Source organism: Bacillus cereus, from assembly GCF_002567495.1.
GTDB lineage: Bacteria > Bacillota > Bacilli > Bacillales > Bacillaceae_G > Bacillus_A > Bacillus_A cereus_AQ.
Window position 1 is genome coordinate 32,882 of the sequence record NZ_NVAP01000040.1, and the last position, 21,426, is coordinate 54,307.

The following is a 21,426-nucleotide window of genomic DNA, read 5'->3' on the forward strand; positions in this document are numbered from 1 at the left end:
TCATTTCTTTTTGTATGATAAGGTTGGCGAACGTCATATTTTTTACTATCATGAAAGATAAGGAAAATAAACTATAGGTACTGGTGTGTAAATTATTGCCTCAAAGTATCGTTGGGTAGAAGAAATGAAAGCTATAAATAGTTTCACTTTATTTCTGGAGAGGAGAAGGTATTGAAATCATGTCAAGATCTCAAGAAATTTCTAAGTGGTTTCGTAATTTACAACATTCGAAAAAACTAAGTTGGATTTCTTACGTTGTATTAGGAGCAGTGCTGTTTTTTGCACTTATGAATAATGTAAAACCAGAGCAATTAGATGTTAAGATGTATTCTATTGCGAAAAAGACAATCCATTCTCCTATAAAAATTGAAGATAAAGTTACAACGGATAAAAAGAAAAAAGAAGCCGCTACAAAAGTTGAAGATCAATATACATATAAAAGTGAGTATAAACAAAATAAAGTTGATATTGTGAATGACGTCTTTGCTAAAGTGGATGAAGTGGTGCAAGAGATTAAAGCTGTTGGACCGGATAATCAAAAAAAGATGACTGATGCTGAGAAAGTGGACAAGTTAAAAAAGAAACTACCCGCTGACTTAACGAAAGAATTATCTGATTCAAACTTACTAAATTTGATTAATGCAGATTCGAGCCAATTAGTATTAGCGAAAGATGCTGCGGTCACAGCGATTAATAGTGTCATGACTGAACATATTAAAATGGACGAATTGAAAGATGCGAAAGAACGATATGTAAGTGAGATGAATAGTGTTAATGTTGATAATGGTTTAAAAGAGTCGATTAAGGCGCTAGGAAGATATGCAATTTCAGCGAACTATTTTTATGACCCGGTCTTAACGAAAGAGAAGAGAAAAGCAGAGGAAGATTTAGTTCCACCTGTTTATATTCTTCAAGGACAAGTTCTTGTTAGAGAAGGTGAAACAATTTCAAGTGATGTGTATAATCAGTTGAAATTAGTTGGCTTGTTAGAAAAAGGGAACGGTTTTCAACCTTATGTTGGATTAGCGGTACTCATTGGTGTGTTACTATACTTTATGCATAAACAATTTGAATTGTTTTTAAAGAGAAAAAGAGAAGATAGACCATATGTTTTAGCGTATATTACAATTTTGTCTATCACAATCGTTTTAATGAAAATCATTAGTTTGTTTCAAAAACTTGAATATGCAGGGATTGCATATGTTGTCCCAGTAGCGATGGGAACAATACTTGTGAAATTAATGATTGGTGATCGATTTGTCTTTTTAACGAGTATGATTTTTTCTGTATGCGGAAGTATTATGTTTAATGAAGGAGTAACGAGTACATTAAATTATAGTGTAGGGATTTACGTATTGTTAAGTTCATTATCGGTTAGTATTTTCTTGAGAGAAAAAAATCGTCGTACAATGATTTTACAAGCTGGTATACTCGTTTCTGTATTAAATGTAGTCGTATTAGCAGCACTCTTATTACTACGTAATGGGAATTTTTCACCTCTTGAAATTGGTACGCAATTATTAATGGCTTCACTTTCAGGGATTATATCATCCGTTTTGGCTATGGGGATTTTACCATATCTAGAAAGTGGACTTGGAATCGTATCAAGTATGAAGCTTATGGAACTATCAAGTCCAAATCATCCGCTTTTACGCAGAATTTTGTTAGAAGCGCCAGGGACATATCATCATAGTGTAATGGTAGCGAATCTTTCTGAAGCTGCTTGTGAAGCAGTCGGGGCAAATGGTGTATTAGCACGTGTAGGGGCATATTATCATGATGTAGGAAAAATGGTACAACCGCAATTCTTTATTGAAAACCAAATGGGAATTGAAAACCCGCATGATAAATTAGATCCTGTAACGAGTAAAGATATTATAATTGCTCATGTAACTGATGGAGTGAGAATGCTCGAAGAATATCATATTCCACAAGAAATTATTGATATTGCTGGGCAACATCACGGTACAACGTTACTGAAATATTTTTATTATAAAGCAATTAAAGAAGATAAAGAAAAATATACAGAAGAGATGTTCCGTTATCCGGGTTCAAAAGCAACTTCGAAAGAGTCGGCAATTGTTGGTATTGCTGATAGTGTAGAAGCTGCGGTACGTTCTATGAATCACCCAACGCCAGAGCAAATTAATAATTTGGTGCAAAGTATTATTAAAGATCGACTGCAAGATGGTCAATTTAGTGAATGTGATTTGACGTTTAAGGAACTACAAATCGTTGGAAAAACGTTGTGTGAAACGTTAAATGGTATTTTCCATTCGCGTATTACATATCCGGAACCTCCGGAAGAAAAGGAGAAAGAATGAGTTTGTTAATTGATTTTATTGATGAAACTGAAGAAGTAAAAGAAGCGTATATGAGTTTAATTCGTGAAGTGTTAGAAAAAGCAGCTCAAATGGAAAATATCGAGGATGGTGCAGAGGTATCGGTGACATTTGTAGATAATGAGCGCATTAGAGAAATTAATCGTGATTACCGAGATAAAGATCAGCCTACAGATGTAATATCCTTTGCTATGGAAGAGATGGGAGAAGGGGAAATGGAGATTGTTGGTGCAGAGATGCCGCGCATGTTAGGTGATCTTATTATCTCTATTCCAAGGGCGAAAGAGCAAGCTGAAGAGTACGGACACTCTTTCGATCGTGAACTTGGATTTTTAGCGTTACATGGCTTTTTACATTTGCTTGGTTATGATCACATGACAGAAGATGATGAAAAAGAAATGTTCGGAAGACAAAAAGAAATTTTAGAAGCTTTTGGATTAGGAAGATGAAAAAAGGAAAACTTATAGATAGTTTTGGATATGCTATAGCTGGTATATTCTTTTGTCTTCGTCATGAACGAAATATGAAAATTCATTATTTAGCCGCAGTCATTGTTATGTGCTGCGGCTTTTATTTCCATATTACAAAAATAGAATGGATGATATTACTTATTGTAATAGGAAGTGTAATGAGTTTAGAAATGGTGAATACGGCTGTGGAAAAAACAGTAGATTTAGCGACTGCCGATATTCACCCGTTTGCAAAAAATGCAAAGGATGTTGCAGCAGGAGCGGTTTTATTGTTTACGATTATAGCTGTTATAATTGGTGCTATTATCTTTTTACCGTATATGGTATAGTTGCATTCCAAAGCTTTTATTAAGCCTTGGAAGTGCCGTAAAGGCCTTTAATGAGAGAGTGTGTATCTATTCACAGCTGTGAACAGGAAGGATGCGGGAATATGAATAGTAAACAATTAATTCTAGAAGCAATCGAAGCGCGTAAACAAGCGTACGTACCATATTCTAAATTTCAAGTAGGTGCAGCATTATTAACACATGATGGAAAAGTATATCGTGGATGTAATGTTGAGAATGCATCATATGGCTTATGTAATTGTGCCGAAAGAACGGCTTTATTTAAGGCGGTTTCTGAAGGAGATAAAGAGTTTGTAGCCATTGCAGTTGTAGCGGATACGAAGCGCCCGGTACCTCCTTGTGGAGCATGTCGACAAGTTATGGTAGAATTATGTAAACAGGATACGAAAGTATACTTATCAAATTTACATGGTGACGTTCAAGAGACGACAGTCGGAGAATTGTTACCAGGAGCATTTTTAGCGGAGGATTTACATGAATAGAAAAGGTTATAAATCAGGTTTTGTCTCTATTATTGGCAGACCGAATGTTGGAAAATCTACATTTTTAAACCGTATTATCGGCCAGAAAATTGCTATTATGAGTGATAAGCCACAAACGACTCGTAATAAAATTCAAGGTGTATATACAGAAAATGATTCACAAGTTATTTTCATTGATACACCAGGAATACATAAACCTAAACATAAATTAGGCGACTTCATGGTAAAGATGGCTCAAACGACATTGAAAGAAGTTGATATTGTTCTGTTTATGGTTAATGCAGTTGAAGGATTTGGTCGTGGTGAGGAATTCATCATTGAGAAATTAAAAGAAACGAAACAACCAGTATTTTTAGTCATTAATAAAATTGACCAACTCCATCCAGAGCAATTACTAGAGTTAATTGATCAATATCGTAAACTACATGATTTTGCAGAGATTGTACCAATTTCTGCGTTAGACGGTAATAATGTGGATGCTTTAATTGGAACAATTAAAAAGTATTTACCAGAAGGACCACAATACTACCCAGATAATCAAGTAACGGATCATCCGGAGCGATTTATTATCGCAGAGCTTATTCGTGAGAAAGTACTACATTTAACACGTGAAGAAGTGCCACATTCTGTAGCTGTTGTTATCGATGCGATTCAAAAGCGTGAGGGCGGCGCTGTTTATATAAATGCAACAATTGTTGTTGAACGTGCATCGCAAAAAGGAATCATCATCGGAAAACAAGGGAAAATGTTAAAAGAAGTTGGTAAGCGAGCTCGTTTTGATATTGAAGCGCTACTTGGTTCTAAAGTATTTTTAGAAGTATGGGTAAAAGTGCAAAAAGATTGGCGTAACAAGCTGTCACAGCTTCGTGATCTAGGTTTCCGCGAGGATGAGTACTAAAATAGAGTAAAGCTGTAATCAGTGGATGGTTGGTTCATCCACTGATTATTGGTTTTTATGAACTTTGATAAATTAGGAAAAATTTTTCTCACATGAAAATGGACAAAATGGGTCAATTTAATAACAACAAAGGAAATTGGTTTATAGGCTACGCTTATTGAGAAAGGTGGATTCTTATGCTAGATTTTACCTGGAAGTTTTTCTCCAAAACAGGAAGCATTGAAACGTACTTGCTTTTGAAAGAAATGGAAAAAGACGTAAACGATGAGATGGATCAACATGAAGAGGAGCTAGCGCATCTAGACTCTCCAATTTCTTGACCCGTTTTGTTCAAACCTTGGATGGTGACGAACATGTTTCAAAAAGTTGAGGGCATCGTTATCCGTACGACAGATTACGGAGAAACGAACAAGATTGTTACAATATTCTCAAGAGAACTTGGTAAGGTAAGTGCAATGGCAAGAGGGGCAAAAAAGCCGAAAAGCCGATTAGCATCTGTGTCGCAATTAATGACACATGGCCAGTTTCTTATTCAAATGGGATCTGGGCTTGGGACATTGCAACAAGGCGAGATTATTTCAACTATGAAAGAAATTCGCGAGGATATATTTTTAACTGCTTATGCATCATTTATTGTTGAGTTAACTGATAAAGCAACAGAAGATAAAAAACATAATCCGTATTTATTTGAAATGTTATATCAAACGTTGCATTATATGTGTGAGGGTGTGGACCCAGAAGTATTATCATTAATTTATCAAACAAAAATGCTTCCGGTATTAGGGATGCGCCCGTACTTTGATACATGTGCGATTTGTCATCAAGAAACAGATTTTGTCGCCTTCTCCGTCAGGGAAGGCGGTTTTCTGTGCTCGCGTCATGCGGAGCAAGACCCATATCGTATACCGGTAGGAGAAGCTGTTCATAAATTATTACGTCTTTTCTTCCATTTCGATTTACATAGGCTCGGAAATGTATCGGTAAAGGATAGCACAAAAAAACAAATGCGTTTAGTGTTGAATACATATTATGATGAATATTGCGGAATTTATTTGAAATCAAGACGTTTCTTAGAGCAACTTGATAAGTTTCAAATATAATTTTGGGCCGTATACGGTCCTTTTTACATACTTTCTTTTTCGAATAGCATATTTAGTATATAATATTTAAGAGATAGTATAACTTTTTTCGTTGTGCATTAAAGGTGGTGATTATCATAGAGCTGAATAAACGGCAAGAACATATCATTCAGATTGTAAAAGATCACGGTCCTATTACAGGGGAATCAATTGCAGCGCAATTGGGTCTAACACGTGCAACGCTAAGACCAGACTTAGCAATTTTAACGATGGCTGGTTATTTAGAAGCACGTCCACGCGTAGGTTATTTTTATACGGGTAAAACTGGGGGGCAGCTATTATCTGAAGCTGTTAAGAAAATTAAAGTACAAGATTATCAATCTAGACCGGTTGTAATTGATAAAAATGTTTCCGTATACGATGCAATTTGTACGATGTTTTTAGAGGACGTTGGTACATTGTTCGTTGTAGATCAAATGACTCTATTAGTTGGTGTTGTGTCTCGTAAAGATTTATTAAGAGCGAGCTTAGGAAAGCAGGATTTAACCTCTCTTCCGGTTAATATTATCATGACAAGGATGCCAAACATTGCGATGTGTCGTAGAGAGGATTCTTTATATGATATTGCGATGGAATTAATAGAAAGACAGATTGACGCAATGCCAGTTGTAAAAGATACGAAACAAGGTTTAGAAGTGATTGGGCGAATTACAAAAACAAATATTACACGTGCGTTTGTGAATTTAGTGAATAACGAATAAGTGTAATTTGTTTAAAGTGAGGTAATGTAATGGATAATAAAATCGTATATGTCGTATCTGATTCTGTAGGAGAAACGGCTGATTTGGTTGTTCGAGCAGCAATGGGGCAATTCCCATTTGCTCCTGATATTAGACGCGTACCGTATGTAGAAGATACAGGGACATTAAAAGAAGTGATTTCGATTGCTAAGAGTAATCAAGCACTTATATGTTTTACGTTAGTTAAGCCTGATATGCGCCAATATTTAGTGACAGAGGCTGCAAAAGAAGGAGTAGAGGCATACGATATTATCGGTCCTCTTATTGATCAAATTGAAGAAATTACAGGGCAAGTGCCGAGATATGAGCCAGGTGTTGTCCGTAGGTTAGATGAAGAATACTTTAAAAAGATTGAAGCGATTGAGTTTGCTGTGAAGTATGATGATGGCAGAGATGCACGAGGTATTTTGAAAGCGGATATCGTGTTGATTGGTGTTTCGCGTACATCAAAAACACCACTTTCTCAATATTTAGCTCATAACAAACGCTTGAAAGTTGCGAATGTACCACTCGTGCCAGAAGTTGACCCACCTGAAGAACTATATCAAGTGGCAAAAGAAAAATGTTTCGGTTTGAAAATTACGCCAGATAAGTTAAATCATATTCGAAAAGAACGATTAAAATCACTTGGATTAAGTGATGGAGCAACGTATGCAAACATTAATCGTATTCAAGAAGAAATTGATCACTTTGAGGAAGTAATTAGTAAAATAAATTGTCAAGTAATCGATGTATCGAATAAAGCGATTGAAGAAACAGCAAATATTATTGTGAATGCAGTGCAAAACCAAAAAATGTTTTAGCACATTTACCAAAGGTGAATGTGCTTTTTTCGCTCGTGTGAAATATGATACCTATAGATTTTGTAATAGATTGTAGCATAGTGGTTATACTTATACTCCTTTGTCTTTTATTATATTAAAGGTTTGAGTTAGTTATCCTGAAATGTAAGATGAAAAAATAAAGGGATATGTAGCGTAGTTGAAGAAAATATATTATAATAAAAAATTGTGATAAAAACCTATATTTTACGTTTAGACTTTAATTTTTCAGAATAAACTAGGGATAGGATTTACGAAAAAGACATGTAATTACGTTAAATCGACAAAATCTATACAAGAAAACGCACATTATGGAAGGATTCACAGAAGGGATGTAGAATACAGAAATATGCAAAACATCAACAACATATTAGTTGGTGTAGATGCATGTCCCGTGAAGGCTGAAATTGTGCAAGTTGGAGCGGAATTTCATGTCGGAATTTTGTTTGTCGCATCATATGCTCATCGTTTAAGAAAATAGCAAGGCAATCGGATCTTTGTAGACACTGAACAAAATGGAGTTGATTGTTTTATAAATCAACATGAAAAAGTTACAGATCTCAAGATCAAACAGTATATGTGGCTTGCTACTCTTCTTGTAAAAAAGGTGTATATTATTGTCTCTAAGAGATACATTTGTAACAGATGAGCAAATGTATACAATTTTATATAGCAGGTATGTATCTGCAATTTATGCAGATAAAGGACCTATAGGAAAGGTTCGAAATCGTTTATACAATGTAATCGGCAACACTTTCTAACAAGTTTAGAAAAATATTGTCGAATTATAAAGGAATTTTTTAATTTATATCGAATACAAAATACGACACGGAGATGGAGTTATGGGGAACAGAATTCCCGAAGAAGTTGTTGAACAGATTCGGACATCATCCGATATTGTAGAAGTGATTGGGGAATACGTTCAACTTAGAAAACAGGGGCGTAACTATTTCGGCCTTTGTCCATTTCATGGTGAGAATTCTCCTTCATTCTCTGTTTCATCTGATAAGCAAATTTTTCATTGCTTCGGATGTGGAGAAGGTGGAAATGTATTTTCCTTTCTAATGAAAATGGAAGGACTGGCTTTTACCGAGGCTGTTCAAAAGCTAGGCGAAAGAAATGGAATTGCGGTTGCAGAGTACACATCAGGGCAAGGACAACAAGAAGAAATATCTGATGACATTGTCATCATGCAACAAGCTCATGAATTATTGAAAAAGTATTATCATCATTTATTAGTAAATACGGAAGAGGGAAATGAAGCACTTTCATATTTATTAGACCGTGGTATTACGAAAGAGATGATTGAGAAGTTTGAAATTGGTTATGCATCACCTGCTTGGGATGCAGCGACGAAAATTTTACAAAAAAGAGGTTTATCGCTGTCTAGTATGGAACAAGCTGGCCTTCTAATAAGAAGTGAGAAGGATGGTAGTCATTACGATCGCTTCCGTGGAAGGGTTATGTTCCCAATCTATACGTTACAAGGTAAGGTGATAGCGTTTAGTGGAAGGGCGTTAGGAGAGGACACTCCGAAATATTTAAATAGCCCTGAAACGCCGATTTTTCACAAAAGTAAATTGTTGTATAACTTCCACCAAGCAAGACCGTTTATTAGAAAGCGTGGGCAAGTGGTTCTTTTTGAAGGATATGCCGATGTACTAGCTGCGGTAAAAAGTGGTGTGGAAGAAGCTGTTGCGACAATGGGAACAGCTTTAACTGAAGAACAAGCAAAACTTCTGCGACGTAACGTTGAAACTGTTGTTCTTTGCTATGATGGTGATAAAGCAGGGCGAGAAGCGACGATGAAAGCAGGGCAATTATTGCTAAAAGTTGGTTGCCAAGTGAAAGTCACATCCTTGCCAGATAAGCTTGATCCTGATGAATATGTGCAACAATATGGGACTACCGCTTTTGAAAATCTTGTGAAATCAAGTATGAGTTTTGTTGGTTTTAAAATAAATTATTTGCGTTTAGGGAAAAATTTGCAAGATGAGTCTGGCAAAGAAGAATATGTGAAAAGTGTTTTAAAAGAGTTATCGTTGTTACAAGATGCGATGCAGGCGGAGTCATATTTGAAGTCATTATCGCAAGAATTTTCGTATTCAATGGAAACACTTTTGAATCAATTGCACCAATATCGCAAAGAACAAAAGGTACAGCAAAAACAAATAAAGCAGGTTGCTAAACCGTCTCAAGTCGTTCAAACAAAACCGAAGTTAACAGGTTTTGAAAGAGCGGAAAGAGAAATTATTTACCATATGTTGCAAAGTGCAGAAGTAGCTGTTCGTATGGAATCCCATATAGAAGATTTTCATACAGAAGAACATAAAGGGATTTTATATGAACTATACGCATATTATGAAAAGGGAAATGAACCTTCAGTCGGAACATTTCTAAGTTGGCTTTCTGATGAAAAGTTGAAAAATATTGTCACTGATATTTCTACGGATGAATTTATTAATCCAGAATACACAGAAGAAGTGTTGCAAGGCCATTTGGAGACGCTTAGACGTCAACAGGAAAAACTCGAAAAGATGGAAATCATCTTTAAAGTGAAACAACTGGAAAAAACAGATCCTGTAGAGGCTGCTAAATATTATGTAGCATATTTACAAAATCAAAAAGCGAGAAAATAGCTTTTTTGATAAAGTTTTAGTATAATGAATGTTTGTATCTCGCGTAAGGAGGGGAACAGATGGCTGACAAACCAGCTCGTTCTAAACAAATTGAAACTGAAATGACCCTTGAGCAAGTGAAAGAACAACTCACTGAGCTCGGAAAAAAACGTGGCGTTCTTACATATGAAGAGATTGCAGAACGCATGAATGGATTTGAAATTGAATCTGATCAAATGGATGAATACTATGAATATTTAGGTGAACAAGGGATTGACTTAGTTGGTGACAATGACAACGACGAAGGCCCTAATAATCGCCAAATTACAAAAACAGAAGAAGAGTTTGACCTCAATGATTTAAGTGTACCACCTGGGGTTAAAATCAACGATCCTGTTCGTATGTATTTAAAAGAAATTGGTCGTGTAGACTTACTATCTGCAGAAGAAGAAATTCGACTTGCAACGCGTATTGAAGAGGGCGATGAAGAAGCGAAACGTCGTCTTGCAGAAGCAAACTTACGTCTTGTAGTAAGTATTGCAAAGCGCTACGTGGGCCGTGGTATGCTTTTCTTAGACTTAATCCAAGAAGGAAATATGGGTCTAATTAAAGCGGTTGAAAAGTTCGATTATCGTAAAGGTTTCAAATTTAGTACGTATGCAACTTGGTGGATTCGCCAAGCTATTACACGTGCGATTGCAGACCAAGCACGAACAATTCGTATCCCAGTTCATATGGTTGAAACGATTAATAAGTTAATTCGTGTACAACGTCAATTATTACAAGATTTAGGTCGCGAACCGTCTCCTGAAGAGATTGGTGAAGAAATGGATCTTGCTCCAGAAAAAGTACGTGAAATCTTGAAAATTGCACAGGAGCCAGTTTCTCTTGAAACACCAATTGGTGAAGAAGATGACTCCCATTTAGGTGACTTTATTGAAGACCAAGAAGCAACATCGCCTGCGGACCATGCAGCCTATGAATTGCTAAAAGAACAATTAGAAGATGTGTTAGATACACTAACAGATCGTGAAGAAAATGTTCTGCGTCTTCGTTTCGGTTTAGATGATGGACGAACTCGTACGCTTGAAGAAGTTGGGAAAGTATTCGGCGTAACGAGAGAGCGTATCCGTCAAATTGAAGCAAAAGCACTTCGTAAATTAAGACATCCAAGCCGTAGTAAGCGTCTTAAGGATTTCTTAGAATAGGTTATTTTTTAAGTTTACTTCACCTGTGTGAAGTAAACTTTTTTATTTTGTTAATTTTTGTTAAAATTTAGCTATCGGCAACGATTACAATTTCTTGTAATTTATTTTACAGAATTGTCTTTTGATTTGCAAATGCTCATTTTTCGATTTTTCGATTAATTTTGTTTATTCTATACAAAAATATATGTAGAAAAGCGAAAAATATGATGAGAAACGTTAATAATTATCGAAATAATAAGCGATATGACAATAAAAAACAATAAACTGAATTTATGGAATATTTTCAACAAGTGGTAGTTTTCTCTTTTCTGATAGAGCGTTTTCAAGTACAATGGAAATGACTGAATCATCTAACTATTTAGGGGTATAGAGGGGGGAGAAGAGATATGAAACGTAATCCGCTGATTCCGTTCGCTCTTATTGCAGCATTGGGTATTATCGTTATGTTTGTATTTTCATTTCAGGGGCTAAATAAATCTAAAGAGTTAGCTGATGCAAAAAATGGCGGGAAGCCAACGCAAACAGCATCAAAGCCAGAGGATATTGTGAAGCAAAGCTGTACGAGCTGTCATGGTGATCAGTTACAAGGGGCAGTAGGACCTAATTTACAAAAGGTTGGTGGGAAACTTTCAAAGGATGAAATTAAAGAAATTCTTTCGAAAGGAAAAGGAAATATGCCTGCTAATATAGTTCCAGCTGATCAAGCAGCTAAAGTAGCTGATTGGTTATCGAAGAAAAAATAAAGTGAAGCTTTAATCAGTGCGGCATCTCCGGTTGATTATTAGTTTTCACCAATCGGGCACTTATGAGTAGCCCAACTCCTACCTAACTTCTATGTTCTAGCAGAATTGTTCGCAAGTTACGGGATAAAGCTCTGTATAACAAGTCTTTTGCTTTTGCAAAGGGCTTGTTTTTCTATGTGTTCTAAAATAGGATGAGTAATAGAGAATTGAATTGTTGTTATGGGCTTGCAACAACTACTATAAATTCATTATCATGGAGACAGACTGACAAGAGAAGGAGTAATGGAAATACATGAATGAAGTAAAGCTTTCAAAACGATTAGAAGAAGTTGTGCGCGAGATTCCAGTAGGGTCTACAGTAGCTGATATTGGATCGGATCATGCGTATTTACCGTGTTATACAATTATAAATAATATTGCTACAAAAGCAGTTGCAGGAGAAGTTGTAGAGGGGCCATTTCGTTCTGCGCAGGCAACTGTAGCTGAAAGTGGTTTGCAAGATAAAGTAGATGTTCGTAAAGGGAATGGATTAGCTGTTATCGCGCCAGGAGAAGTAGACGTTATTACAATTGCTGGTATGGGTGGAGCGTTAATTCGTGACATTTTAGAAAGTGGTAAAGAAAAATTAGAAGGTGTAACACGTTTAATTTTACAGCCGAATATTGCAGCACATCATATTCGTGAATGGTTTGTTGAAAATGGCTGGGAGCTTATCCATGAAAAAATCGTAAAAGAAGATGGAAAAATTTACGAGATTTTAGTAGGGGAGCGAGGAAATGTCGAAGCGCCTTACTCGGAAAATAAACAAGCGGAATTGTTTATGGGATCATTTCTAATAAAAGAGAAAAGTGAAGCCTTTGTTGAAAAATGGGAAGGGGAATTAAAAAACTTCCAAAATATTTTAAAACAGTTAGAACGTGCGGCTGATTCTGAAGAAACAAAAGCGAAACGTGCAGAAATAGAAGCGAAAATGAAAATGATAGGGGAGATTTTATCATGAGTAAAATTCCAAATGGTCATGAAATTATTTCTTTATTTGAAAGTATGTATCCGAAGCATTTGGCGATGGAAGGCGATAAGATTGGTTTGCAGATCGGAGCGCTTAATCAACCCGTGCAGCACGTATTGATTGCTTTAGATGTAACGGAGGAAGTTGTGGAAGAAGCAATTCAATTAGGGGCAAATGTCATTATTGCGCATCATCCTTTAATTTTTAATCCGTTAAAAGCGATTCATACAGATAAGGCGTACGGAAGAATTATTGAAATGTGTATTAAAAATGATATTGCTGTTTATGCAGCTCATACAAATGTAGATATTGCTAAAGGTGGAGTGAATGATTTACTTGCTGAGGCGTTAGGATTGCAAAATACAGAAGTTCTAGCACCGACATATGCAGAAGAAATGAAAAAGATTGTTGTATTTGTGCCTGAAACGCATGCGGAGGAAGTACGTAAAGTTCTTGGAGATGCAGGTGCAGGCTACATCGGCAATTATAGCCACTGTACGTTCGGTAGTGCAGGGGTAGGTACTTTCATACCCCAAGAGGGAACAAACCCTTATATCGGAGAAACTGGACAGTTAGAGCGCGTGGAAGAAGTACGAATTGAAACGATTATTCCAGCTTCACTACAGCGAAAAGTGATTAAAGCAATGTTAACGGCGCACCCATATGAAGAAGTAGCATACGATGTGTATCCGCTTGATAATAAAGGTGACACGTTAGGTCTAGGAAAAATAGGATACTTACAAGAAGAAATGACACTTGGTCAATTTGCAGAACATGTGAAACAATCATTAGACGTGAAGGGCGCAAGAGTTGTCGGTAAGTTAGATGATACAGTGCGTAAAGTAGCTGTACTTGGTGGAGACGGTAATAAATATATAAACCAAGCGAAATTTAAAGGAGCAGATGTATATGTAACTGGTGATATGTATTATCATGTTGCTCATGATGCGATGATGCTCGGTTTAAATATAGTTGACCCAGGACATAATGTTGAAAAAGTAATGAAACAAGGCGTACAAAAGCAACTGCAAGAAAAAGTGGATGCAAAGAAATTCAATGTTCAAATTCATGCTTCGCAGTTACATACAGATCCATTCACATTTGTATAAGAAAAAACCGTTGCTCAATTAGGGCAACGGCTTTTATTATTGTTCTTTTTTTACCTTTACGCGAGGTAATATCTTTTGAAGTGGTACTTTTCGAACTCTTTCCCACGTCGCTGGATTCATTGGGTCATATTGCTCTAAGAACGCGATGACCTCTTTTGTAATCGGCGTTGGGGTAGAAGCACCTGCTGTGACAGCTACGTTTTCTATACCTTGTAGCCACTCTAATTGAATTTCGCTTACATCAGCAACTCGATATGCTTTTGTACCAGCGATTTCTTGTGATACTTGTGCTAAGCGATTTGAATTGTTACTTTTCGGATCACCAACAACAATTGTTAAGTCCGCAACATCAGCTTGTTTAGCGACAGCTTCTTGGCGAACTTGAGTAGCTAAACAAATTTCTTTATGGAATTCTGCTGTTGGGAATTTTTTTTGAATGTCCTCCATTAAATGTTGAACATCCCATTGACTCATCGTTGTTTGATTCGTAACTAAAATTTTATCTGTTGGTATTTCTAATGTTTTTAAATCATCAGCTCTTTCGATAAGGTGCACGATGTCAGGTGCAATACCAACTGCGCCTTCTGGCTCTGGATGATTTTTTTTACCAATATAAATGACATGATACCCTTCAGCTTTCTTAGCTTCGATAAGGTCGTGAGTCTTGGTAACATCTGGACAAGTGGCGTCGATTGTTGTTAAACCTTTTTCTTTTGCACGTTGTTTAACTTCTGGAGAAACACCGTGTGCAGTGAAAATAACAGTACCAGAATTAATTTTATCTAAAATTTCTAATCGACTTGGACCGTCTAACGTAATGATTCCATCTTCTTCAAAAGCGTCTGTAACATGTTTATTGTGAACAATCATACCTAAAATATAAATGGGTCTCGGCAATGATTTATCTAATGCAGCGTTACGTGCAATTACCATTGCATCGACAACACCGTAGCAATAACCACGAGGGGAAATTTTAACAATTTTCATATGAGTAATCCTCTCCTTCTAAACAAGGGATACTTTTGTGCATAGTCTTTTACATTATAAAGGAGGAGTGGATAGAAAACAAAGGATTGTTACACATATAGTTTTGGTTTTGTTGCTGTTTGTTGAACTGGTTCTTTCGGTAACTCTTTTTCTATTACAGGTTCAATCACTATTTTCTTTCGTTTTCGTTTCTTTTTTTGAGGCGCAGGAGGTGGACTTTCTACCTTGACTGGCTCTGTAACATCTTCCGTTTGATTTTCTTCCGTACTTTTTCCGGAGGTGAGGATTTTAACAATGCTTGGTAAACTACGCATAATAGGACCGTACTGCTCGACAACAGGACCGACAGATTGAACGACTTGGGATACTTTTTCGATATTATTTATCATATTAGTTGGATTCGAAATTAAGTTCGAAAAAAAACTGCCGATGCCACTGCTTGATGTCACTGCAGCTGTAGTTGCTGCGCCCCCGCGCGTTTCATTTGATTCATACATTTGAGGCGGTATCATTTGTTGCATATGTTGCTGCATGTATGGTTGGTATTGCGGATGTTGCTGGTATTGCTGTTGATATTGCGGCGGCGGTGGTTGCTGATGCATCATCGGTGGCCCTTCCATTTGTCGATAAGGCGGAACCATTTGCATAAAAGGCTCGGTTGGATCGTGTTTTTTAAAAAGCTTAGCAAGAAAACCTTTCTTTTTTTGCGCCATTGGTGGTAGTTGTGGAATGGGATATGGTGTATAAGGTTGTTGTCCTTGATTCGGATACATTTGCCTTATAGGGGATTTCGGAAACATGTGAGAAATCCTCCTTTCTTCAGTTAGGTATATACACATACAATATGCAATAAAAGGGAAGAAGGTTAGTTTTTGAAATGAAAACCTAAACTAAAGATGGATTTTACTTGTAGATTTCGATATAATGTAGACTTGACTGATTTGTGCGCGCAGTAGAAATTTTAGAAAGAAGGTGTAACTTATGACACAACAAACTTTTACACAGTATGATTTTAAACCATTTTTAATAGATGCAGTTCGTGAACTACGCTTTACAGAGCCGACAGGAATTCAGCAGAAAATTTTCCCGGTCGTGAAAAAAGGTGTAAGTGTAATTGGACAATCCCAAACAGGTTCTGGGAAAACACATGCATACTTACTTCCTACATTAAACAGAATTAATGCAAGCCGTGAAGAAGTACAACTTGTTATTACAGCGCCTACTCGTGAGTTAGCACAACAAATTTACGAAGAGATTGTGAAATTAACAAAGTTCTGTGCGGAAGATCAAATGATTACAGCGCGTTGTTTAATTGGTGGAACTGATAAACAACGTTCAATTGAAAAATTGAAAAAACAACCTCATATCGTAGTTGGGACACCAGGACGTATTAAAGACTTAGTAGAAGAACAAGCATTATTTGTTCATAAAGCAAATACGATTATTGTCGATGAAGCAGACTTAATGCTTGATATGGGATTCATTCATGATGTAGATAAAATTGCAGCACGCATGCCTAGAAACTTGCAAATGCTAGTTTTCTCTGCAACAATTCCTCAAAAACTAAAACCGTTTCTGAAGAAATATATGGAGAATCCAGAGCATATTCATATCAACCCAAAACAAGTTGCAGCTGGAAACATTGAACACTATTTAGTGCCTTCTAAACATCGTAACAAAATTGATTTAGTGAATAAAATGCTACTTCAATTTAAACCGTATTTAGCAGTTGTGTTCACGAATACGAAAAAGATGGCAGACCAAGTTGCTGATGGATTAATGGAACGCGGCTTAAAAGTTGGACGAATTCACGGGGATTTATCACCACGTGATCGTAAAAAAATGATGAAACAAATTCGTGACCTTGAATTCCAATACATTGTTGCGACTGATTTAGCAGCACGTGGTATTGATATTGAAGGAATTAGCCATGTTATTAACTATGAGCTTCCATCAGATTTAGATTTCTTCGTTCACCGCGTTGGCAGAACAGCACGTGCGGGTCATTCTGGTATTGCAGTGACAATTTATGATCCAGCAAACGAAGAAGCGTTAGATAGCTTAGAAAAACAACGTCATATCGAGTTTAAACATGTAGATTTACGCGGAGATGAGTGGGCGGATTTAGGTGAGCGTCGTCGTCGTAAGAGCCGTAAAAAACCAAATGACGAACTTGATGTTATGGCAACGAAAGTTATTAAAAAGCCGAAAAAAGTAAAACCAAACTATAAACGTAAACTTGCAACAGAACGTGACAAAGTGAAGAAAAAATATAGCAATAAAAAAAGATAAGGGATTCTCCTTATCTTTTTTTTATCCCGCTATTTGTGAGAGGCGTAATCAATATGGATAGAAAAGTATTGATTAAAGTTTCACTTAATCCAGCTAATTTAAATGAAGAGTATAGTCTGTTTAAATAGTCATATAAATTTGTGTAGTGCGTCTTTTGTGAACAAACAATTCACTACATATTTCTACAAATTATGCTATCATTATATCTATTGTATATTGAAGAGGTGATTGTATGTTAAAGATTGGATCTCATGTTTCCATGAGTGGTAAGAAAATGTTATTAGCAGCAAGTGAAGAGGCTGCTTCATACGGTGCAACAACGTTTATGATTTATACAGGTGCACCGCAAAATACACGAAGAAAACCAATTGAAGAATTGAATATAGAAGCAGGAAGAAAACATATGGAGCTGAACGGAATTGAGGACATTATCGTCCATGCACCGTATATTATTAATGTTGGGAATACGACGAAGCCGGAAACATTCCAATTAGGTGTAGACTTCCTTCGTATGGAAATTGAAAGAACATCGGCGTTAGGTGTAGCGAAACAAATTGTTCTTCACCCAGGCGCGCACGTTGGCGCTGGAGCAGATGCTGGTATTCAACAAATTATTAAAGGGCTTAATGAAGTACTAACGCCAGAACAGACGGTTAACATTGCGTTAGAGACGATGGCAGGAAAAGGAACAGAATGCGGTCGTAGCTTTGAAGAAATTGCAAAGATTATTGATGGTGTAAAATATAATGAAAAGCTATCTGTATGCTTTGATACGTGTCATACGCACGATGCAGGATATGATATTGTAAATGACTTTGACGGCGTATTAAACGAATTTGATAAGATTGTTGGTATAGATCGTTTGCAAGTACTTCATATTAATGATAGTAAAAATGTACGCGGAGCAGGAAAAGACCGTCATGAAAACATCGGATTTGGTCACATTGGGTATAAAGCATTGCATCACATTGTACATCATCCACAGTTAATGCATGTACCAAAAATTCTTGAAACACCGTATGTAGGTGAAGATAAAAAAGATAAGAAGCCACCATACAAATTGGAAATCGAAATGCTGAAAAACGGTACTTTTGATGAAGGACTTCTTGAAAAAATTAAAGCGCAATAAGGAGGGGATTTCCCCTCCTTATTTTAGTAATTGCTGAAATAATGTATTTACTTGTTGGGCAGTGGCAGGGGAGGTTACTTTTGCGATCTGTTTTAATAGCTCTAGTCGCTCGTTGTTATCGTAAATATTAATATTCTTACCTTTCATAAGTAAAACAATTTGATCAGCTTGTGCAGTCGTAATAGAAACTTCATATTCTTTGCTATATTTTAATAACTCTTTTGTAGAAATATGATTTAATTTTTTATTAACAATTTGTTTAATGAGGTTCATCTTGTTATCCTCCTTCACGCGTTCTTCTATCGAAATATATGAGCATATAGCTTGTACATATTCGTATAGAGTTTCTTTTTTCATGAGGAAAAGAAGCGTATGTTATAATATAAGGACAAAACTACAGAAAAAGAGTAAAGGGAGGACTTATGGAGCAAAAGCAACATCGAAAAGAAAGTGTTATTCATCTCATTTATCGTTTAGTTATGATTATTTTTGGAGCAGCATGCGCGGCGGTAGCGATTGAACTGTTTTTAATGCCAAATAAAATTATTGATGGTGGAATTATTGGTATTTCTCTTATATTAGATTATCTTACTCCTAATATTTGGTGGTTAAGTTTTTCTACTTTAGTCGTTGTTCTCAATATTCCATTTATGTATTCGGGTTATAAGCAAATTGGAAAAACATTTATGTTATCTTCGGCATTTGGTATTGTAGCGTTAGCATTCATTGAGTCAACGTTGCATGCGGTGCCACCATTTACAACAGAGCCCATTTTAGCGACAGTGTTTGGCGGTCTTATTTTAGGTCTTGGTGTAGGGCTCGTTATTCGTCATGGTGGATCAATGGATGGAACAGAAATTATGGGTATTTTATTAACGAAGAAATTACCTTTCTCTGTTGGCGAATTTGTAATGTTTGTGAACTTATTTATCTTTGCCTGGGCAGCATTTGTGTTTGGTGTGGAACAAGCTATGTATTCTGTTATGGCGTACTATATTGCATTTAAAACGATCGATACAGTAATTCAAGGGCTAGATGAAACGAAAGCAGTTTTAATTGTATCTGATCAATATGAGGAAGTATCAAATGCAATTTTGCATCGTCTCGGCCGTGGAACTACAAAGCTTGTAGCAAAAGGTGGTTACACGGATAAAGAAAAAGAAGTTATTTATGCAGTTGTAACGCGTCTGGAAGTGACGAAATTAAAGTCAATTGTGCATGAAATTGATGAAAATGCGTTTGTTACGATTATGAGCACGCAAGAGACAAATGGTGGTAAGTTTAAATCGGCTATTCACTAAAAGTTTATAGGGATATTTTTCGAAAGCAGAGAATTTTTCTCTGCTTTTTGTTATAATAGTAAGGTTTCTTGAAAAAAAAGATATATTTTAGGCAGATTGGTTTACAACTATAATAAGCTGTACTATAATTCAAATAGATATAAATCGGAATCATTCTGAATTAAAATAGGTGAGATGCTATGAATAATATATTAGAGATTGAAGGGTTAACATTCCGATATGAAGATCGGAATGTGTTAGAAAATATTAATTTGCAAGTTCCGAAGGGAGCTTTTTTAGGTTTAGTGGGACCGAATGGTTCAGGTAAATCAACTTTACTTAAATGTTTATTAGGCGTTTTAAAGCCAAAAGAAGGAAGCATTCGTGTGTTTGGTGTTGATAGTAAGAAGTTTAAAGAATGGAACAAAGTTGGTTATGTATCTCAAAAGGCAAACAGTTTCAATTCTGGTTTTCCAGCAACTGTTTCTGAAGTTGTGTCAATGGGACTTGTATCGAAAAAAGGGCTTTTTCGCTTTTTCACAAAAGAGGATAAGAAAAAGGTAGAAAAAGCAATTGCTGATGTAGGGATGAGTGAGTTTCAAGGTCGTAATATTGGAGAGCTTTCTGGTGGACAGCAACAGCGTGTATTTATTGCTCGTGCGCTCGTTAGTGATCCTGAATTGCTTATTTTAGACGAGCCTACTGTTGGAATCGATGTAAAAAATGTGGAAAGTTTTTACGAAATATTAGAGGATTTAAACAAAAGGCTCGGGATCACATTAATTCTTGTTACTCATGATATGGGAGCTGTTACCGAAAAAGTAACACATGTTGCATGTCTAAACCAACATCTACATTTCCATGGAAATGTAGAGAAGTTCCGAGAGTTAGAAGATGCAGAAATGTCCGTCTTATATGGGCATCATGTTCATCGTTTAGAACACGAGCATGAGCATCACGGGAGGATATAATGATACAAGATTTTTTACAATATGACTTTTTACGTAATTCTTTATACGCAGGTATTTTAATTGGACTTGTTGCACCGCTAATAGGTGTGTTTGTTGTTATTCGTCGTTTATCTCTTATTGCGGATGCATTAAGTCACGTGACGTTATCAGGTATTGCAGCAAGTTTATTACTTGAAAAAACCATTTTTACAGGTGGATTTTTAAACCCCTTATATATGGGGATGTTTTTTTCAATTGGTGGAGCGCTATTAATCGAAAAGTTAAGAACTGTATATAAGCACTATCAAGAATTAGCAATTCCGATTATCCTTTCGGCAGGGATGGGAGTTGGAGTTATTTTCATTTCACTTGCAAATGGATTTAACACAGACTTATTTAGTTATTTATTTGGTAGTGTCAGTGCTGTAACAAGTACGGATTTAATTATTATTGGGATTGTAGCAATTGTTGTTGTTGCGACAATTATTTTATTATATAAAGAGCTGTTTCTACTATCATTTGATGAGGAATACGCAGTATCAACTGGTTTAAGAGCGAAATGGATTCACTTTATTTTCATTATATTAGTTGCTCTTGTCATTGCAGTATCAATGCGTGTAGTAGGGGTTCTTCTCGTATCATCATTAATGACGTTACCAGTTGCAGCAAGTATTCGTATTGCTAAAGGATTTAAACAAACAATTTTCTTTTCCATTTTATTTGGTGAAATTGCAGTAATTGGTGGAATGTTTGCTTCGTATCAACTTGATCTAGCACCAGGTGGTACAATTGTTATGATAGCAGTTCTTATTTTAATCGGTGCGATTTTATGGAAGAAGAAAAAAACTGCATAAAGTAGGGA

General features: G+C 36.2%; 24 protein-coding genes. 21 read left to right on the forward strand and 3 right to left on the reverse strand.

Features of this window, described 5'->3' with window-relative positions; all coding sequences use genetic code 11:
* The first annotated feature begins 179 nt into the window (after positions 1 to 179).
* The 16 genes from COK05_RS18815 (at position 180) to COK05_RS18890 (ending at position 13,926) form a co-directional block, all read left to right on the forward strand.
* The gene (locus COK05_RS18815) at positions 180 to 2,324 is read left to right on the forward strand and encodes an HD family phosphohydrolase (RefSeq protein WP_098613809.1); all 2,145 of its coding nucleotides are present in this window, start codon (positions 180 to 182) and stop codon (positions 2,322 to 2,324) included.
* Positions 2,321 to 2,791, forward strand: a complete 471-nt coding sequence (gene ybeY, locus COK05_RS18820) for an rRNA maturation RNase YbeY (RefSeq protein ID WP_098613810.1) — start codon at positions 2,321 to 2,323, stop codon at positions 2,789 to 2,791. Before COK05_RS18815 ends, ybeY begins: the two co-directional genes overlap by 4 nt.
* Positions 2,788 to 3,141, forward strand: coding sequence for a diacylglycerol kinase family protein (locus COK05_RS18825; protein ID WP_098613811.1), 354 nt, complete (start codon positions 2,788 to 2,790; stop codon positions 3,139 to 3,141). Before ybeY ends, COK05_RS18825 begins: the two co-directional genes overlap by 4 nt.
* Before the next feature lie 101 nt (positions 3,142 to 3,242).
* Positions 3,243 to 3,641 carry a cytidine deaminase gene (locus COK05_RS18830; protein WP_098613812.1) on the forward strand — a complete coding sequence of 133 codons (399 nt, stop codon included), beginning with the start codon at positions 3,243 to 3,245 and terminating at the stop codon, positions 3,639 to 3,641.
* On the forward strand, positions 3,634 to 4,539 hold the full coding sequence (gene era, locus COK05_RS18835; RefSeq protein WP_098613813.1) for a GTPase Era: 906 nt from the start codon (positions 3,634 to 3,636) through the stop codon (positions 4,537 to 4,539). Before COK05_RS18830 ends, era begins: the two co-directional genes overlap by 8 nt.
* Positions 4,540 to 4,715: 176 nt before the next feature.
* Positions 4,716 to 4,859, forward strand: a complete 144-nt coding sequence (locus COK05_RS18840; protein WP_000883924.1) for a YqzL family protein — start codon at positions 4,716 to 4,718, stop codon at positions 4,857 to 4,859.
* Between the two features lie 33 nt (positions 4,860 to 4,892).
* Positions 4,893 to 5,639, forward strand: a complete 747-nt coding sequence (recO, locus tag COK05_RS18845; RefSeq protein ID WP_000487013.1) for a DNA repair protein RecO — start codon at positions 4,893 to 4,895, stop codon at positions 5,637 to 5,639.
* Positions 5,640 to 5,746: 107 nt separating this feature from the next.
* Positions 5,747 to 6,379 (forward strand): helix-turn-helix transcriptional regulator, encoded by a 633-nt coding sequence (locus tag COK05_RS18850; RefSeq protein WP_000583756.1) that lies wholly within the window; start codon positions 5,747 to 5,749, stop codon positions 6,377 to 6,379.
* 29 nt (positions 6,380 to 6,408) lie between these two features.
* On the forward strand, positions 6,409 to 7,221 hold the full coding sequence (locus COK05_RS18855; RefSeq protein WP_000368944.1) for a pyruvate, water dikinase regulatory protein: 813 nt from the start codon (positions 6,409 to 6,411) through the stop codon (positions 7,219 to 7,221).
* 367 nt (positions 7,222 to 7,588) lie between these two features.
* Positions 7,589 to 7,720: a hypothetical protein gene (locus COK05_RS31835; RefSeq protein ID WP_098613814.1), complete on the forward strand. Its 132-nt coding sequence runs from the start codon at positions 7,589 to 7,591 to the stop codon at positions 7,718 to 7,720.
* Between the two features lie 136 nt (positions 7,721 to 7,856).
* Positions 7,857 to 8,000: a hypothetical protein gene (locus COK05_RS31395; protein ID WP_176539456.1), complete on the forward strand. Its 144-nt coding sequence runs from the start codon at positions 7,857 to 7,859 to the stop codon at positions 7,998 to 8,000.
* Between the two features lie 81 nt (positions 8,001 to 8,081).
* On the forward strand, positions 8,082 to 9,878 hold the full coding sequence (gene dnaG, locus COK05_RS18870; RefSeq protein ID WP_098613815.1) for a DNA primase: 1,797 nt from the start codon (positions 8,082 to 8,084) through the stop codon (positions 9,876 to 9,878).
* A gap of 59 nt (positions 9,879 to 9,937) precedes the next feature.
* Positions 9,938 to 11,065 (forward strand): RNA polymerase sigma factor RpoD, encoded by a 1,128-nt coding sequence (gene rpoD, locus COK05_RS18875; protein WP_000764062.1) that lies wholly within the window; start codon positions 9,938 to 9,940, stop codon positions 11,063 to 11,065.
* A 386-nt stretch (positions 11,066 to 11,451) separates the two neighbouring features.
* A complete protein-coding gene (gene cccA, locus COK05_RS18880; protein ID WP_098613816.1) occupies positions 11,452 to 11,808 on the forward strand; it encodes a cytochrome c550 in 357 nt (118 codons plus the stop codon).
* A 292-nt stretch (positions 11,809 to 12,100) separates the two neighbouring features.
* Positions 12,101 to 12,808: a tRNA (adenine(22)-N(1))-methyltransferase gene (locus tag COK05_RS18885; RefSeq protein WP_098613817.1), complete on the forward strand. Its 708-nt coding sequence runs from the start codon at positions 12,101 to 12,103 to the stop codon at positions 12,806 to 12,808.
* Positions 12,805 to 13,926, forward strand: coding sequence for a Nif3-like dinuclear metal center hexameric protein (locus tag COK05_RS18890; RefSeq protein ID WP_098613818.1), 1,122 nt, complete (start codon positions 12,805 to 12,807; stop codon positions 13,924 to 13,926). Before COK05_RS18885 ends, COK05_RS18890 begins: the two co-directional genes overlap by 4 nt.
* A 36-nt stretch (positions 13,927 to 13,962) precedes the next feature.
* Here the strand turns inward: COK05_RS18890 and COK05_RS18895 are convergent, their stop codons facing one another.
* A complete protein-coding gene (locus tag COK05_RS18895; protein WP_098613819.1) occupies positions 13,963 to 14,913 on the reverse strand; it encodes a 4-hydroxy-3-methylbut-2-enyl diphosphate reductase in 951 nt (316 codons plus the stop codon).
* 89 nt (positions 14,914 to 15,002) lie between these two features.
* Positions 15,003 to 15,713 (reverse strand): VrrA/YqfQ family protein, encoded by a 711-nt coding sequence (gene vrrA / locus COK05_RS18900; protein WP_098613820.1) that lies wholly within the window; start codon positions 15,711 to 15,713, stop codon positions 15,003 to 15,005.
* Positions 15,714 to 15,894: 181 nt separating this feature from the next.
* On the opposite strand from vrrA, the gene COK05_RS18905 reads away from it, so the two are divergent.
* Both COK05_RS18905 and COK05_RS18910 read left to right on the forward strand, forming a co-directional pair.
* Positions 15,895 to 17,205, forward strand: a complete 1,311-nt coding sequence (locus COK05_RS18905; RefSeq protein WP_098613821.1) for a DEAD/DEAH box helicase — start codon at positions 15,895 to 15,897, stop codon at positions 17,203 to 17,205.
* Positions 17,206 to 17,437: 232 nt separating this feature from the next.
* Positions 17,438 to 18,334 carry a deoxyribonuclease IV gene (locus tag COK05_RS18910; protein ID WP_098613822.1) on the forward strand — a complete coding sequence of 299 codons (897 nt, stop codon included), beginning with the start codon at positions 17,438 to 17,440 and terminating at the stop codon, positions 18,332 to 18,334.
* 18 nt (positions 18,335 to 18,352) lie between these two features.
* Here COK05_RS18910 and COK05_RS18915 read toward each other — a convergent pair whose 3' ends face one another.
* A complete protein-coding gene (locus COK05_RS18915) occupies positions 18,353 to 18,607 on the reverse strand; it encodes a DUF2624 domain-containing protein (RefSeq protein WP_001048958.1) in 255 nt (84 codons plus the stop codon).
* 149 nt (positions 18,608 to 18,756) lie between these two features.
* Between COK05_RS18915 and COK05_RS18920 the strand changes: the two genes are divergently transcribed.
* The 3 genes from COK05_RS18920 (at position 18,757) to COK05_RS18930 (ending at position 21,418) form a co-directional block, all read left to right on the forward strand.
* The gene (locus tag COK05_RS18920) at positions 18,757 to 19,635 is read left to right on the forward strand and encodes a YitT family protein (RefSeq protein ID WP_098613823.1); all 879 of its coding nucleotides are present in this window, start codon (positions 18,757 to 18,759) and stop codon (positions 19,633 to 19,635) included.
* A 179-nt stretch (positions 19,636 to 19,814) separates the two neighbouring features.
* The gene (locus COK05_RS18925; protein WP_001059662.1) at positions 19,815 to 20,585 is read left to right on the forward strand and encodes a metal ABC transporter ATP-binding protein; all 771 of its coding nucleotides are present in this window, start codon (positions 19,815 to 19,817) and stop codon (positions 20,583 to 20,585) included.
* A complete protein-coding gene (locus tag COK05_RS18930; RefSeq protein ID WP_023523063.1) occupies positions 20,585 to 21,418 on the forward strand; it encodes a metal ABC transporter permease in 834 nt (277 codons plus the stop codon). The genes COK05_RS18925 and COK05_RS18930 overlap by 1 nt, the downstream gene beginning before the upstream one ends.
* Positions 21,419 to 21,426: the final 8 nt, after the last annotated feature.